Here is a 16,536-nt window from a genome sequence, read left to right on the forward strand (position 1 = left end):
CCAGGCCGTGAACGCGACACACACCGAGGCTACTGCAGCACCCGCTGTGGGAACGTAGGGGGATGCGTACCATTCCAGATAGACTCCGTTGGTTTTCCAACGGAGTCTTCTTTTTGTTTAAGCTATCAAGCAAAACACCCTTCATGAATGCAATATTCATGAAGGGTGTTTATAGTCTCTAGATCATTGTTTCAATGCTTGTTTAATAAGCCAGCTGATTAATCAATTGTACTTTTATATAAACATAGTATGCTCAACGATTGCATTAATTATCTAGCAGCTATGGTTGATACAGAACGCTGTAACTTTGATTATTGGTTTGACGTTGCCAGCCATCGCGAGTGAGCGCAGTATCAAGTTGGCTATTGTTTTCAACAATGGCACAACCAATATTGTATTTACTAAACAGCGCTTGGTAATCACCCGTTTGTTCCATATTTACGTTTGCTTGCATAAAATCCTTGGGATACGGATCAAAACGATTATCAATAAAAACTGGCTTTTGTGGTGCAAACCAAATTAGCTCGCCACCAATATTGTAGCTATTGTACATGTTGCCTGGACATTGCTCTAAAGCTGCAATAATTGGCTCGGAAAGCAATGGCTCGCGTTGATTCCACACAAATAGTGCTAATCCAACTGCAATAACACCGGTAACCCCAACTAAGATTAATTGCATTGGCTCGGCCTTCGTGGCTTTATGCGTTAGCGGCTGCTTCGGTGCGAGCATTTGCGCCAGAAACAGAACCGCTAGGCCATCGAAAAAGATGCTTTGGCGCACTGAACGAAATGCCATAAAACCAAATAAAAGTGTTGCCAACATTAAAAACCAATCGTAGCTTGTGCTCGGTTTATAGCGTTTTTTATACCAAACCAGTCCAACCACACCAACTAATACAAAGAAAGGGTAGCTGCTGATATTACTCAGGCTTTGGCTGCGCCATTCTTCAATGAAGCTATAGGTGCTGCTATCAAGTGAATTAAGCGTGAAAAGCCATAATTTATAGCCATGAGGATTAATCATGGTTGCACTTACCGCTGCAATCCCAATCATCAGCCAGTGTAAAATTGCTTCACGTTTGATAATTGCTGCAATTCCAACTAAACCAAGCAAAACGATGCCAATCACAAAGCCTGCATGTAAATTGGCCCAAATTAGCATATACGGCACAATCCACCAGTGCAATTTTGGCTGGCGAATCAACACAATCAAACTAATAAATAATAAAAATGAAATAATTTGGGGCCGAATGCTCCATGCACTAATGTTATCAATAATGCCTAAAGTGATCAGCAATAGGGTTATTTTGCTGCTACTGGGGCTTAATCGATAAATAATCAGCCATGTGAGGGTAACAATCAATGCAAATACGATTACAATAAGGCCAAGCCCACCAATTGAATAAACGAGATACATTAGCACTTGGGTTAGCCATTCATGATTTGGCCAGTAGGCATTGAGGTTGGTCCAACTGTGGAGATCGGTGGTAATAATGCTTTTCTGCTGAAAAATATCTTGACCTGTGCGCAAGAGCCACCATGTATCACTGCTAAAGTTCATACAGGCACTCATTGCGAAAATCAATATAAAAGCAATCAGGGTGAGATAATCTTGTTGCAGAAACCAATTTCTGAGTGGTTTGAACATTATAATCCTCGCTATCGGTTGGGGCTGAATACGAGGATTATACTGGATTTGCTGGTTAAAACCGAAAACTGCCTACTCAAGCATTGTGATGCGAGTAGGCAGTTTTGCTCGTTTAATTGCTGATCACCGAAAGTACCCGGCGCAGGACATCGTTGATCGAATGTTTGGTTGTATCAAGATAAATATCGGCAGCATCACGCGCTTCTTGCAAGCGTTGTTGCTGCTGATTGTGTAACCAAGCAGGGAATGTGGGTCGGCCACGTTCATGGACGGCTGGTAAATCGACATCAAGATAAATGACATAATCTGCTTGATGTTTGCGCCAAAGCCCACGGATGCCAGAATGTTCTTGGGCAATCACCCGCGCTTGAATTCCATGGGTTTCCAAGCCTTGGCGTAAAGTTGTTTTACCGGCGGCACATGGCCCCACAATGACCACTGTTTCAGCTTGATCACTCATCGGCGGTTCCTTTCAGCGTATCTGCTGACCGCCAGCTTTGCCTCGATGAAGCCTGTGAATTAGGCTCGTTCTACTGGAAAACAGACGGTCATGCGGCGAACTTTATTTTCCGACTCCATCGGTAAGGCGGCCATCACGATCACGCTCATATCGTCGTTCGGTCGATTTTGATCGAGTTCCACTGCACGTCCTAATACATCATCGGTAACTTCTTGGGCTGTTCGTCCTTGGCGAACGTTGAAATTGCCAAGATAGTTTTCTAGCTCAATACTTGCGTTGTAACGCCGGCCTGCATGCAAAATGCCATCGGTAAACACCACAACATACACATACGGACGCAAGGTAATTTTGGTGATCACCGGCTTGGTCATCGAATATAAGCCAATCGGCGTTGACGGCTCGTTGTAGGTCGTCATTCCTTGTTCATCGATTACATAAAATGGACAAGGATTATTTCTTGATACTAACACACTTCGGGCTGAAAGATCTACTGAAAGTATATTAAGTGTTGCTGAGACTTGGCCATGGCGGTAAGCATACAGATAATCGTGAACTGCCCGCGCAACAGCACCATCGCGTGCGCCATCTTTGAGCATGGAAATTGCCCTGGTTGTAACAAGGTTACTCAGCGTTTTGGCTCCACGCCCACTGCCTTGGCCATCGGCCAATACAAACGAAAAGCCGCCATGCGGTCGCTCGATCATCTCAAGGGTGTCGCCGCTTTCTGGGGTGGCATACTTGCCAACTTTTGCAACACCAACTTGCAGTTCCAACATAACAATCCTCAGATTTCTAGTATTGATGGTGCGATTGCCTTTGTTCATCATACCACGAGACAGCGCGCTTTGGGTGCGGTACAATTGGCCTTAGTAGTATAAGGAGGCCGCTGTGGAGCAGCGCGTTTTACGCTTTGAAACCCAAGCTGGTGTACGCATCTACAGCCTGCCTGTAGAGGTTTTTCCGCAGTTTTATGCTAATGTCTATTTGGTGGTTGCCGATAGTACCATCTGTTTGATCGATACTGGCTCAGGCCACGGCAATTCCAACCGCGATCTGCTAGCGGGCTTCGTTGCGCTTCAGGATCAATGGGGCGAACGATTAAGCTTGGCCGATGTTAATCAGATTATTCTGACCCACGCTCATATCGATCATTTTGGCGGCTTGCCGTTTGTGCGTCAATTTACCCAAGCTCCAACCGCCATCCACATTGCCGATCGACGGGTGATTACCAATTACGATGGGCGGTTGCTCTTCGCATCCAAGGCATTAAGCCGCTTTTTGCGCCATGCTGGGGTTTCTGGCGCGCAACATCAGCATTTAATGGGCATGTATTTGCAAAATAAAGAGGCCTTTCAAACCGCGCCAATCGAGCAAACCTTTGAAGATGGCGATCGGCTATACAATTTATTCGATGTGGTGTATACGCCTGGCCATTGCCCAGGCCAAGTTTGTTTGCGTTTGGATGAAGTGTTGTTCAGTGCTGACCATATTTTGGCTCGCACCGCGCCGCATCTTGCCCCCGAAATGATTACTCCAGGCACTGGTTTGGAGCACTATATTTGGGGCTTGCAACAAGTCGCTCGGCTTGATGGCATTGAGTTAACCTTGGGTGGTCACGAGCAGCCAATCGAAAACTTGCCCAAGCGTTTGGAACAAATTTTTGCTTCGAACCAGCGTAAAATCGAGCGCATTAGCGATTTGCTCAAGGCTCAGCCGCAAACTGTGGCGCAGTTGAGTGCTGCAATGTATCGTGGTTTGCAGGGCTACGACGAGCTATTGGGCATCGAAAAAGTTGGCGCATTTGTCGAATATTTGTATCTGCGCGGCTATGTGCGGCCAGTCAATATCGCCCCCGACGACGATGACCGCGACCCGATTAATGTGGTGTATGAGTTGTTTTAAGTGGCTAAGTTCCGTTAGCATCGCCCGCGTTTTGGGTGATAATTACTCAAGATTTGATTGATAGAGAAAGGATGCAGATGCATACCATTTACACTACCCAGAAGTTTTAGAGTTTGTCGTCCATTCGGTGCCAAATCCGCCTGATAGCTATTGGAATGCTTCTGGTTTTTTATTGATTCATCAGCGACTTGCGGCGGTATTGAATGCGTTTGACACACCCCATGAAGCCTATCCCGTAGTGTTGCGTGATAAGCGAACCAAGGATGTCCTGGCCCAAAGCGACGATTATGTGGTCTATCGTATCTTAGCGACAGCACCATTGCTTGACCCACAGACCCTCGATGCAGACAATCTCCACGCACCATATCGGCTGAATCCTGATCGTGATAGCTCAGCCCCACCAATCTGCCTCGATGAGACATTTCGCTCGCAGATCTTTATGCATGACGACGTTCGTGCCGCTATTGAGACGCAATCCATGACCGGATGCCGATTTTTCACCGTGGATGAATTTAATCAGGAATTTCGCTTTCCACTTACCGCAGCACCCCCTGCGAACGACTGATCTTTGCCATGGCTGGTTCACAGATTCATCGGAATATTCCTGCTTGCTTGAGGGGTTGGGGTGAAGAGATTTAAATTCCCTCACCCCAACCCCTCTCCCACGCGGCGGGCGAGGGGCTTTAACCATGTAGTTCTGCCGCACTAGGTGGTGAAAAAGCTCGGCTCCCCCTCGCCCGCGTTCAGTGGGAGAGGGGGCTGGGGGGTGAGGGAATTCTACTCGCCAGTGAAGAAGTTTTGAATATCGTATTGAACGTTGTTGGCCCATTTGCTAATTGGGTTATCGAGCGCAATATCATTTAATGTGCTCATTTGGCCTGTCACTAGCAAAATTCCAACCGCAATCAACAAGATGCCGCTAATAACGCTGGTGGAGTGCAAAATAATTGTGCGCTTGCCGATATTAAACTCCAAAGCGCGTCCACGCAGAATCTTCCAACCCTTCGAGCCTTGGCCAAGCTTGTTGAAGAAGGTCGCGACAATCATCAAGGGTAGGGCTAGGCCAAGCACATAGATGAAGGTTAATGTTGCGCCAGCGATAATCGAAGCTCCAGTTGAGATCAGCAAGGTCAAAATTGCACCCAAAATTGGGCCAATACACGCCGTCCAGCCCAGCGCAAAGGTCAGGCCATAGAGATAGGCGCTGCCAACGGTGGCGCTTGAACTGCGCTTGATATTCGCTCCGGTGAAGCCAATGCCAAAGATGCTCATCACACCCATCACAATGATAATAACGCCGCCAATTTGGGCAAATAAATCTTTGTTGGATGAAATGCCGCGGATGGCTTGGCTGGTTGCTGTAATCGCCATGCCCAGTACAACCATCGTGGTTGCCAAGCCTGCAAAGAAAGCCAACGACGAGATAATGGTGCGTTGGCGTTTTTGGGCGACGCTCTCCTCTCCAGCGCTATTGATGCCGAATGTCCAAGCAAAATAGGCTGGTAGCACTGGCAAGGTACACGGCGAGAGAAACGATAAAACGCCTGCCATAAAAGCCGGAACCGCCAAGGTAATCACATTTTGGCCACCTTGGGCGACCCCAATCAGCAAAATTGCTGCTACCACAAACACGGCTAGCCCAATCATAGCCATGGTAAACAGTCGGGAGGGTTGGCGCTGGGTTTGCGCTTGTTGCATATGTTATCCTTCGTGACGAACTAAGGCATCGGTCATTCGACAAACATCGACTATCGCAGCAACATCGTGAACGCGCACAATGTCGGCTCCTGCCTGAATTGCATAAGCAACGGTGGCGGCTGTGCCCCACAAGCGTTGCTCAACTGGTCGGTTTAATGTTATCCCAATCATGGATTTTCGGCTAGTGCCGACCAATAATGGGTAGCCCAAACTGGCGATTGTTCTAAGTTGCCGTAATACTTGGAGGTTTTGCTCAGGGCTTTTGCCAAAACCAATGCCTGGATCGAGCAAAATCAAATCATTGGCGATGCCACTTTGCAAGGCAAAATCGATGCTTTGGCGTAATTCAGCACAGACTTCGCCAATAATATCGCCATAGTTGCTGGCGGCGTAATTTGTGCCATGGGCAAATTGTTCAACTGTGCTGACCCGATTGTGCATCAAAATGATTGGTACTTGGGCCTGCGCCACGATCTGCGCTAAGGCTGTATTCCAACTATCATCAGCCTGCCGCAAGCCCCAAATATCGTTGACGACGTTCGCGCCAGCAGCCAGCGCCGCCGCCACAACCTCTGCTTTGTAGCTATCAATCGAAATTGGCAGCTGGCACACTTGGCGAATCGCCTGAATTGCTGGCACAACCCGCGCAATTTCTTGCTCAATGCTGACGATGCTGGCTCCTGGCCGCGTCGATTCGCCGCCAATATCCAACATATCGGCTCCAGCAGCGGCAAAATCAAGTGCTTGTTGCTGAATCTGGATTTGGCCTGCTTCAAGCAAGCCATCATTCGAGAATGAATCAGGCGTAACATTGAGAATGCCCATCACCAAGGTTTTTTGGCCCCAATGCCACTGGGTTGAGCCAAGTTTGAGGCTGCCACGGGCTTGATTATGCACAAGCAATGCGCCAATTTGTTGAGCCAAGGCTTGCAAGGCTGGCAACGGAATCGCTTGGAATTTGGCGCATAAGGCCCGCCACGAACGCTCATTCGCCCACGCCAGCAGCTTGGTTGGGTTGCTGCTTTGGCCTAAATAGACGTGCGGGCTAACCAAGGCATCGCCGTCGAGTGCTAATAGCTCTTGCTTCACAATCATCGCCGTATGCGGATCAACCTGATCGCAATGCAGCATAATCAGGTTGGCCTTGGTCAACACCCGTTCGGCGGCGTTGGGATAGGTTTCAATTTGGGCGATAACCTGCAACAATTCAGCGCGTTGTTGGGGGTAATATTGACGAATGTTATAGGCAAATTCAGGCATAATCCAATCTTTCGTGCTAAGCCATGGCTATTCTAGCCGATATACCGCAGTTTGCGACTCGGTTCAATAGCTGATTTTAAATGTGTATTGTACTTGGGGATACCAAGATTGCTTTTTGATCCACGAAGCGCACGAAGAGCACGAAGCATCGAAACCACGAAGGACGCGAAGAACACGAAGGACAATCTTTTGGCCACGAATTGCACGAATGATGCTTATTTTTTTAGCCACAGATTGCACAGATTACCCAACACTGAGTTTATAGGTTTTTGACTTTTGCCTTCTGATTTCATCCTTCATCCCTCATCCTTCATCCTTGCGCTCTCCTGCGCCTCTGCGTTAAATTTTTGATTTTTGCCTTCTGATTTCATCCTTCATCCCTCATCCTTCATCCTTTCTCTTCCTTCTCAGCTTACTATCAGCACTCGTTCATTGTGCGCTCAGCTCGCTGCGTGCTAGCATAGCCCTGAATTGGATGAGTTGTGGGAGTTGTAGGTGAGAAAGTACCGAATCTTCGTAAATAGTATTGTGTTTGGAAGTCTGTTGTTGAGTGCCTGTGGCCGCACAACCTTGCCCGCCTCCAGCCAAATCCCTGATCCGCGCTTGAGTCAAAGTCAGCCGATAATAACTGCCACATCGCCAACCCCAACCGCGAATCTAACCGCGACGATGCTTGATCAAACTGCCGTTGTCGAAGGCGCAACCAAAGAAGCTGAGTATTTAGCCTTCGAGCAATACCTTGCTGACAAAACGGCGACGAGCCTTGCTGAACCCTATCGCACCATGCTCCCATGGCCTACTTTCGAACCCGTAACGCCATTACCAACCCGGGAATATCGCTTGTTTGACCACCTTGAATGCACAACCGACGAGCCAGGCCCCGCAACCTTTATCACCAATTGTTGGCATGGCGTAATTAACAATAAAGATTTTATCGTCTATGGCTATGGAGGGCGGAATAAAGCGGCCAATAATCGAATCGATGGTGGTTCCATTGGGGTCGTTGAAAACGGCATACCAATGGGGAAGCAATACCTTCCTTCCAATACCCATGTATTAACGATTGTGCAGGAACTCTCGCCCTATTTGGTGATTTCGGTGGGCGATCAGTATGAGGTGTTATTCAATCTTGAAACCTACCAATGGGCTAATCGTGCTGGCACTCCAATTCCAGTGACGACTACGCCCACCAGCAATTGATCCACGAATTGCACGAAGAACACGAAGCACCGAAACCACGAAGGACGCGAAGAACACGAAGGGAATGAGGCTCTAGGCTTTTGGACTTCATCCCTCATCCCTCATAATTCATCCTTTCGCTCTCTGCGTCTCTGCGTTAAATACTGATCCACGAAGGACTCGAAGATTCATTGTATGGAAGATGAGGAGATTTAAATGGTGCATCATGGATTCCTGCGCAGTATGATGTTGCTCGCGCTTTTAATCAGTGGACTGCTATTAAGTTGTGGCCGCAATCAATCCAGCGAGCCGCTGAGTGGCCAACCCGCAAGCACCGTTGCTCCCGCTGATACCACCGCTACGGCTGTTGCAGTGGCAACCCAAGCCGAACTCAACGAGAGCGCCAGCGTAGTCGCATTTAAAGATAAGATGGCCGTGCAACAAACCCAAGAAATGTGGGATTTGGCAACGGTTGAAGCTGGCGGTGTACTCCCAACCATAACGCAAGGAACGATAGAAGCGGATTTAGCTGAAATAATGACCAGTGTTGCCCATCTTGATAACAATTTTAGTCCAACGCCAAAACCACTTCCCGCAGAAGGGCAAGCGGCTGAATGTAATCATGGCACGGATACAATTCGTGGTAACTGTTGGACGGTTAATGATAGAAGCAAGCATGTCAACTATCATATCTTTGCTGGGGCATTAAGTGCGAATCCAAATCAAGGAATGATAATTGTGTATGCTTTTGGTAACTTGTTAACCATTGAAGAACTGCGGCGACATGAATATCATACACCACAGGTGCAGGGCATACTTATGGTAGATTCGGCGACATGGCCATTGGTGTATATCACCACCCAAACCACGCCGACCCAACACTTAATCTTCAATCTTGAAACCCGCCAATGGCTCGATCCCAATGGTACGCCGATTCCAGTGAGCGCGACACCCACCAGCACCGATAAGTGATCCACGAAGAGCACGAAGGAGCGAAACCACGAAGGACGCGAAGGACACGAAGAACCGAAACCGCAAAGAACGCGAAGAACACGAATGATGATTATTTTTTGCCACGAATTGCACGAATTGCACGAAGGATTATTTTTGGCCACAGATTGCACAGATTACCCAACATTGAGGTTATAGGTTTTTGCCTTTTAACTTTTGCCTTCTGATTTCATCCCTCATCCTTCATCCTTTTCGTTGGCCACAGATTGCCCAGATTGTTTTGATTATTGTTCCAATAGCCCAAAGCCGATAGCCTATAGCCTGAGCATTTTGATTTTTGATTTTTGACTTCTGCCTTTCGATTGTTCTATGCTCTATGTGTACTGGTTCATTGGATTGACAACGATGAGTATGCCCTCACCCCCAGCCCCTCTCCCACTGAACGCGGGCGAGGGGAGCACGGATTGTGTAGTTCCCCCTCGCCCGTTCGACGGGAGAGGGGGCTAGGGGGTGAGGGGAAATCGGTGGTTAACGTGATGAACCAGTACATCTATGTTCTATGCTCTATGTTCTTTTCTGCCTTTTGACTTTTGCCTTCTGATTTCATCCTTCATCCCTCATAATTCATCCTTTCGCCCATCTCCCCCACATGTGTGACGGCTATGCTATAATCTGCGCTTGGATTGAGTTTTTGAAGCTGTCTGCTGAACAGGAGCCGCATTGTGCTACCTCGAACGTTTGGCAACTATACGATTGAGCGCGAATTAGATCGAGGCGGAGTTGCGGCAGTTTTTCTCGGCCAACATCGAGCCTTGCCGCGCCAAGTGGCGATTAAAGTTTTGCTCAATCATACCGAAGAGTTGGTTGAGCGTTTTCAGCGCGAAGCCGAAATTACCAGCAAACTGCGCCATCCGCAAATCATCGAAATTTATGATCATGGCATGCAAGGCCCGTTTGCCTATACGGTGATGGCGGCACTCATGGGCGGCTCGTTGAAGCGCATGCTCGAAACAGCGCCTCAGCAACATCTAACGCCCGAGCTTGCGCTCAGCGTCTTTTACCAAATTGGTGAGGCTTTGGATTTTGCCCATAGCCAAGGGATTGTCCATCGCGATGTTTCGCCTGGCAATATTCTGTTTGATCACGATCTGCAACGGGTTGTGCTGTGCGATTTTGGGATTGCCCGTTGGGAACAAGCCCATAGCAACACCACCAACCGCGTGGTGATGGGCACGCCTGGCTATTTCTCGCCCGAGCATCTGCGCGGCGCACGCGAAGTCAACGCTCAATCCGATATTTTTGGGCTTGGTTTGATCTTGTATGCGATGTTGGCTGGCCGTTTGCCATGGGCCGATCCGCTTGATTATGCCGACCCTCAGAATGTTCAACCATATCCACCCATATCGACGTTAGTTGGTCTTTCGCCTGACATCGACCCAATTATTGCCAAATTGCTGGCGGTCGATCCTGCTCAACGCTATCAAACAGTAGCCGAGGCAAGCGCAGCACTACGTCGGATTTTTTCGGAGCATCCTGCCTTGACTACCAGTGAAGGGAGCGTCTCTGTGCAGCGCCACTCGATCTATCTCGCCCCATCCTTCCGCGCGGAAGGTCTCGAACCCAATGCCGTCGAAGAATACCTTGGCCCGCAGCTTAAATCGGAACCTATTAAGCGTGCGCATCGGCGTGCCGCTATTTTGAGCCAGCCAGAGCATTTGGTTAATTTGCTCGAAGCTTGGAGCATGGGCGAGCGCTTCCGGCGGCGCAATCTTGGTCGTCTCGCCACCTTCTATCGCATCCAAAGCCAAAATATCTACTACTACAAGCTCGATGTGCTGTATGAACATCGTGGCGAAGCCTTTATCAAACAAGAAGCCGACCGCGAGCGCCAGCCCATGAGTGGCGAGATGGAATTGGGCGTGTGGGATGTAAAGCTGCCAGAATTTAGCGATTTTGTAGCTTCCGAAGGCTTGGTCGATCGGATCAAAGGCTCAGAACAGGTCAGCCAATGCGGCCGTTGTTCGACCAAGGGCAACATCTTATGCCAAAAATGTAAAGGCAATGGCCGCGTTACCATCACCAAAACTGTTGAAAAGATGGTCGATGTCACCGATGCCAATGGCAATAAGGTTCAAACCCCAACCCAAGTTGTCGAAAACGAAGTCCAAACCTGTAGCGATTGTAAGGGCAAAGGCTATTTGGTCTGCCCCGATTGCCAAGGCATTGGCATGATCGTCAAGCGCAAGGCCTTCAATTGGCAGCGCATCCCGCTCAATTGGAGCATTCACGACGATTTGCCCGATGTTGATGAGGGTTTATTGCAGGCTGAGGCCGTCGAAGTTTGCAATTATATGCTGACTAACATTCCCAAAGAATGGGCGCTGATTCCCAAGCTCGATAGCTTGGTGGAAAAAGCCATGGCCGAAGTGAGCAAAGATAAGCGCATTGTGCTGGCGCGCTTGATTGTGCATATGGTGCCAGTTACGAAGTTGCAATTTGCGCTTGGCCAGCAGCTTGATGATGGCGATGTGGTCAAGCTCTATGATACCGATAACGATGCTGATACGCCCAGCGTGCCAGTGATTGTCGAGGAGCCAGGCGAATTGCCAAGCGATTTGTTTACCTTACACCTGCTGGGCTTCAAAAATACGATTAGCGAAGAAGAATCGCGGGTTTTCCGCGATTGGGCGCGCATTATCAGCTGGCTTGGGGTTGCTGCACTCGCAGCTGCCTTGCTGATTACGCTGATCTTCGTTATTTTTATTTACTAGCTCGACTAGTTGGCATTAAAAACAGCGCTGGCGTTACAAGTAACGCCAGCGCTGTTGGTTTTTTAGAAGTAGCGGCTGAGGTTTTCGAAGATTTTATCAATATCGCCAGTGCTGCCCTCGACCAATTCGGTGCGTGAGAAATCGGCAATTTGTTGCAAAATGCTCTTTTCTGCATCAGCGCCGTAGGCAATTGGGAAGATTTGAATGCTCGATTCGCCAAAATTCCCCAACATCTGATCGATTGAGATTTGGCTGGCGGTATCAGCGCCATCGCTCAAAACGACGATCGCATTAATGCGATCTGGCTGTTTGAGGGCTTCTAGTTCTTTGCGAGCGAGATCAACCGCATCGTAGAGCGAGGTATTGCCATCGGGCACGAGCCCTTGGGTTTGCATTTGCAAGTTGGACATATTTTCGCTGCGGGTGGCAAGCGGCACCAACACCGTTGGGCTTGATGAGAAGCCAATCATGCCGACGTTATCTTTGCTGGGCAAACGGCTGAGAAAGACTTCTACACCAAGTTTGGCTTGATCCATCTTATCGTCGTCGCGCATCGAGCCAGAGCTATCGACAACCAACATAATATTGGCTGGCTTGCGGTTATTGGCCCAAGCGTTTTTGGCGGCCACAATCACATCTGCTGGTGGAGTTGCCAACGAATTGCGTGGCTGATTGGGGTCTACGCCGAATTGCGGGGTTAATGGCGAGGCCAATGCAACATCAACATTCGCTGGCCGAAAGCCTTGCTGCATCGCCAAATTTTGGCTGTCGGGTGTAAGCAAGAAATCGTAGAACACGCTGGCCGCAGCTTTTTCGTCGGCGTTGGCATCGCTCATCACAATAAATGGATTATCGTGGATGAACGTACCTTCTTTGGGGTAAATTGCCACCAACGGCACATTTGGCCCTTGCTTATTGAAGTCAATCAGGGTAATTTCTTCCATTGGGAAGGCTGAGATATAGGCCATGCCATATTTTTGCATGTTTTGGCTAAAAACCAAGGTGTTCGAGCCATAGTGCTTGATGCCTTGCGCCAAATCGCGCAAAAATTGTTGGCTTTTTTCTTGGTTAATGTCTTCGACCGTGAGATCGCTGGTTTTGCTGTTGGCTGCATACAACTCGGCTAACACCGTTGAAAGCGCGGTTGTGCTAATGTCGGGGTCGGTGTGGCCCCACGAGAAGCGGCCCCAATCTTGTTGGCCAAATTTGCCCCAGCCTTCGGAATCCTGAATCAAGGCCAGCATATCCGACCAGCCAACCTCTTTGTCGGGGTAGCCCATGGCTTCGGCCATTGGTTTCCACATCGAAATAACCACTGGGGTTAACACCAACGATTGTGGATCTGGCTCGGCAATGCTGGGGTTATTGCTTTCTTTCTTCAAGACTTCGAGCCAGGTTGAGGCCGATGGAGTCCAGATGGTAGTTTTTAGCTGACCAGCGCGCAATTGAGTGCGGGCCGTGCCCGAGGAAAGCTCAGTGCCTTGGACGACAATTCGTTTGCCATTTGATTGCACATTTTGGTTGTTGAACGTGCTGATGCGCTCTTGTAGCCATTTGGTTTTTTCTGGGCTATAGGTGATGCTAATCAGCAGATCATTCGCGCCTACAACTGGGCCGCTGGTTTGGCTCGTTCTCGTAGGTACTTGGGCTTCCTCACCACAGGCGGCGAGGATGAGCATAATGACAATGAGGAAACTTCGGAAGAAGCGTTGCATAAGCTTAATCTCCTTAAACTGACAAGCTCTATTGTAGCGCTTTGCAAGGCGTTAAGAAAGGTTCGTTGCTGATACGCGGGTTGGATGGCTGAGGTTACGCGTGGTTGCGCAGCACCGTGCGAATGCCTTGTTGCAAGGTGGGGTAGGTTTGGAGATCGTCGAGATTGCCGCCAACGCTGATCAATGCTTGGGCTACATCTGGCTGAACGCCCGTCAAAATGAGGTTTGCGCCGAGCAAGCGAATGCCTTGAGCTGCCCGCAACAAGCGGCTGGCAACTTCGCGGTCAACATTTGGCACGCCAGTCATATCGAGCAGGGCAACCCGCGCGCGTTGGCTCGAAATGCCATCAAGCAGATTATTGGTAATTTGTTGCAACCGCTCGCCATCGAGCGCCCCGACCAATGGCATAACCATCACTGTATCGCTCAGCGGAATTAACGGTGCACTCAAGCGAGCCAGCATCGCCGTGTGGCCGCGAATCATTTCAGCTTGCAGTTGGTTACGTTCTTGCTCGGTCCGGCGGCGAATCTGAATATCGCGCAGGAAGGCGATCCAAAGTTGGTGCTCGTCAGTTTGCATGGTACCGAGCACCATTTCAACCGGTTGGGTTTCGCCGTTGGGCAAGCGCACATCAAACTCGGCGGCTGCGCTTTGCTGCTGCAGGCTAGCCAATTCCACCCCTAGCACCTCAGCGATGTTTAATTGATCGACGTTGCGGCCTAAAATGCGTTCGGCAGCGCGATTGGCCGAGCGAATAATGCCCTGCTGATCGTAGGTAATAATCGCTTCGGCAGCGTGGTCTACAATTGCTTGGCGTTGGCTGCTCGATTCGACCATGGCGCTGGCGATTGAATTGAACGAAGTCGCAACTTGACCTAATTCATCGCGAGTATCAATCTTGACGTTGCTCAGCGTATTCGAGGTGAGCATACTGCCAGCAGCTTGTTGAAAGGCCCGCACCGTATCCATAACTGCGCGGTAGAAGCCAAGGAAGAGATACACTGCCAGCAACACCAACAAGGCAATCAGGCTAATGAAGAAGGCGCGGCGAGTTTGGGCTTGGCTAATTCGCTGGTTGAGCAGCGCATCAAGCTGGGTTGAGGTAGCATCCCAAAGCTTAAAACTACTGTCGATTGTGCGTTCGGTTTCTTGGCGAAAGGTGCTTGGATCGACGGTTGGGGTTTCAACCCGAATCACTTGGAGCAGAATTTGGAAACTAAGCTCTTCGGTGGCTTGAATAAAGCTGCGCACCGATTCTTCCATCACTGGGCGTAAGGCTTCGTTATTGTTAAATACCACGCCTAAACTATAGTTGATTTCGGTGTTGGTTTCTTGCAATTGGCTATTGACGACGGTGAGCGTGTTGCGTTCCTCAGGGCTAACTGTGCCGCGATCGATTGCATTGCCGCCTGCGCTGGCCACGCTCGCAGTTGCTGCTTGGTGGGCTGGCAGGGTTTCAATCAGCGCATTCATTAAGTAGTAACTATCGATATTGGGATCGAGAATTAAGCCCGATTGATCGCCGATGCGTTGCATACATGCGCGCACCGCTTGCAATACCCGATTGTGGGCGGCATTGCTATCAGGCACGCTGCGCAAAGTCAATTGAGCTTGCAGCCGTTCCCATTCATTGAAAAGCACAGTTACTTGGGTTTGGGTATCAAAGCGGCCTTTATATTGCTCATCGAAGGCTTTAAATGCTTCAAGTTGTTGGCTAATCATCTCGTTTTTGAGCAAGAGTGGGCTTAATGAGGCTTGGTCGCCACCGAGATAGCGTTCAGCCAACAATTGTTGCTCAACAATCGATTGCATGAGGCCACGCAACGGTTGCAAATAGGTTGTGCCATTTAATTCGCTGCGGGTATAATTTATTTCACGTTGCAGATCAGTTAATATTGCACTCAGCAAAAAGGTTAATGGAATGGCAAAAACCAAACTCAATAACCCGAATTTTTGGGGATACGTTAGGCGTTTCATCAGCCATGTGGCTGGAGTAAAGAATGCACGCATGGTTCGTATACCTAATGGCTGAGGTGTGGTTGGCCCTTATGATAGCACACCTGCGTACTTTTGTGCAGTAGCACTTTCAGGCTGCTTGATGGGCTAAACCGCAGGCTTTGTCGTAGCTTGCTGGGGTTGGTTTTGGGGCGGCAACAAGGCTTGCTCGATAAATTGCAACAAGGTTGGCTCGTAGTTGCTCACATCGCTTTCGCCGCGCAGCATGGCCATTGTTACAACCCATTCAATTAAGCCTGCCAAAATTTCGGCCAAGGCCAGCGGTTGATAGTGGTAGATGCTGCCTTGCTGCATGCGTTGAGCGAGCGCTTCGGCCAAAATAGCGTGCAAGCGCAAACGCGATGGTTGTTGTTGCTCGGCCTCAAGGTTCAAGCCAGCTTCCAGCCCCAGCAAGCGAAATAAATCGGTGTGTTGCAGTGAATAGCGAATTGCGGTTTGGACGCATTCGCGAATCATGGTTGGGGTTGATTCGAGCGCCAAGATGGGCACAATGACTTCAGTTAAGCCCTCTAAAACTGAATCGGCCAGCGCCATCGCCAAGGTTTGCTTGGAATCAAAATAGAGATAGAGCGTTCCGGTGGCCATTTCAGCGCGGGCAGCAATATCGAGCATACGGGCTTTGGTATAGCCCTGCTGCATAAACACTTCCCGGGCGGCACTGAGAATAGCTTGGCGGCGATGAGGGTCGGCGGTACGTGCCAATGGATAGCTCCTTTGTCGGCTTGAACAATGTGGCGAGTGTTGCTTGATTATAGCAAAAATCACTGGCTCCAGAACCAGCCAATTGAACAATTACACAAGCTTTTTAGCCCATTCTAAAGGCTTAAACATGCCTAAAAAAGAGGCTTGCTATGCGTTTTGGCTGTGATATACTTGGCCGCAAGTGAATGTTTTGGTCGCGACCTCAAATGGAGCTTTGCTGCCCCACTCGCAAT

13 protein-coding genes are annotated in these 16,536 nt (G+C 49.3%); 5 read left to right on the forward strand and 8 right to left on the reverse strand.

Annotated elements, in window-relative coordinates:
* Positions 1-280: 280 nt before the first annotated feature.
* The 3 genes from ACFMKP_RS16485 to ACFMKP_RS16495 all read right to left on the reverse strand — a co-directional run bounded on the left by ACFMKP_RS16485 (position 281) and on the right by ACFMKP_RS16495 (position 2,884).
* Positions 281-1,561: a hypothetical protein gene (locus tag ACFMKP_RS16485; RefSeq protein WP_382293242.1), complete on the reverse strand. Its 1,281-nt coding sequence runs from the start codon at positions 1,559-1,561 to the stop codon at positions 281-283.
* Positions 1,562-1,760: 199 nt separating this feature from the next.
* Positions 1,761-2,108 carry a hypothetical protein gene (locus ACFMKP_RS16490; RefSeq protein ID WP_382293244.1) on the reverse strand — a complete coding sequence of 116 codons (348 nt, stop codon included), beginning with the start codon at positions 2,106-2,108 and terminating at the stop codon, positions 1,761-1,763.
* A gap of 59 nt (positions 2,109-2,167) precedes the next feature.
* Entirely contained in the window at positions 2,168-2,884 is a 717-nt protein-coding gene (locus ACFMKP_RS16495) for a SpoIIE family protein phosphatase (protein WP_204757660.1), read from the reverse strand.
* A 112-nt stretch (positions 2,885-2,996) separates the two neighbouring features.
* Between ACFMKP_RS16495 and ACFMKP_RS16500 the strand changes: the two genes are divergently transcribed.
* Entirely contained in the window at positions 2,997-4,010 is a 1,014-nt protein-coding gene (locus tag ACFMKP_RS16500) for an MBL fold metallo-hydrolase (protein ID WP_382293246.1), read from the forward strand.
* A 127-nt stretch (positions 4,011-4,137) separates the two neighbouring features.
* On the forward strand, positions 4,138-4,575 hold the full coding sequence (locus tag ACFMKP_RS16505; RefSeq protein WP_382293247.1) for a hypothetical protein: 438 nt from the start codon (positions 4,138-4,140) through the stop codon (positions 4,573-4,575).
* A gap of 212 nt (positions 4,576-4,787) precedes the next feature.
* Here the strand turns inward: ACFMKP_RS16505 and ACFMKP_RS16510 are convergent, their stop codons facing one another.
* Both ACFMKP_RS16510 and folP read right to left on the reverse strand, forming a co-directional pair.
* The gene (locus ACFMKP_RS16510; RefSeq protein ID WP_054534062.1) at positions 4,788-5,708 is read right to left on the reverse strand and encodes a cytochrome c biogenesis CcdA family protein; all 921 of its coding nucleotides are present in this window, start codon (positions 5,706-5,708) and stop codon (positions 4,788-4,790) included.
* 3 nt (positions 5,709-5,711) lie between these two features.
* Positions 5,712-6,968, reverse strand: a complete 1,257-nt coding sequence (gene folP, locus ACFMKP_RS16515; RefSeq protein ID WP_382293250.1) for a dihydropteroate synthase — start codon at positions 6,966-6,968, stop codon at positions 5,712-5,714.
* Between the two features lie 495 nt (positions 6,969-7,463).
* On the opposite strand from folP, the gene ACFMKP_RS16520 reads away from it, so the two are divergent.
* The 3 genes from ACFMKP_RS16520 to ACFMKP_RS16530 all read left to right on the forward strand — a co-directional run bounded on the left by ACFMKP_RS16520 (position 7,464) and on the right by ACFMKP_RS16530 (position 11,869).
* Positions 7,464-8,168 (forward strand): hypothetical protein, encoded by a 705-nt coding sequence (locus tag ACFMKP_RS16520; RefSeq protein ID WP_382293252.1) that lies wholly within the window; start codon positions 7,464-7,466, stop codon positions 8,166-8,168.
* Between the two features lie 195 nt (positions 8,169-8,363).
* Positions 8,364-9,119, forward strand: coding sequence for a hypothetical protein (locus ACFMKP_RS16525; protein ID WP_382293254.1), 756 nt, complete (start codon positions 8,364-8,366; stop codon positions 9,117-9,119).
* A 701-nt stretch (positions 9,120-9,820) separates the two neighbouring features.
* Complete coding sequence (locus tag ACFMKP_RS16530; RefSeq protein ID WP_382293256.1) at positions 9,821-11,869, forward strand: protein kinase; 2,049 nt, start codon at positions 9,821-9,823, stop codon at positions 11,867-11,869.
* A 62-nt stretch (positions 11,870-11,931) separates the two neighbouring features.
* Here ACFMKP_RS16530 and ACFMKP_RS16535 read toward each other — a convergent pair whose 3' ends face one another.
* From ACFMKP_RS16535 to ACFMKP_RS16545, 3 genes are all read right to left on the reverse strand, one after another.
* Complete coding sequence (locus tag ACFMKP_RS16535; RefSeq protein ID WP_382293258.1) at positions 11,932-13,584, reverse strand: extracellular solute-binding protein; 1,653 nt, start codon at positions 13,582-13,584, stop codon at positions 11,932-11,934.
* A 94-nt stretch (positions 13,585-13,678) separates the two neighbouring features.
* A complete protein-coding gene (locus ACFMKP_RS16540; RefSeq protein ID WP_382293260.1) occupies positions 13,679-15,595 on the reverse strand; it encodes a PAS domain S-box protein in 1,917 nt (638 codons plus the stop codon).
* 93 nt (positions 15,596-15,688) lie between these two features.
* Positions 15,689-16,303, reverse strand: coding sequence for a TetR/AcrR family transcriptional regulator (locus ACFMKP_RS16545; protein ID WP_382293262.1), 615 nt, complete (start codon positions 16,301-16,303; stop codon positions 15,689-15,691).
* Positions 16,304-16,536: the final 233 nt, after the last annotated feature.

Source organism: Herpetosiphon sp. NSE202 (assembly GCF_042688385.1).
Classification (GTDB): Bacteria; Chloroflexota; Chloroflexia; order Chloroflexales; family Herpetosiphonaceae; genus Herpetosiphon.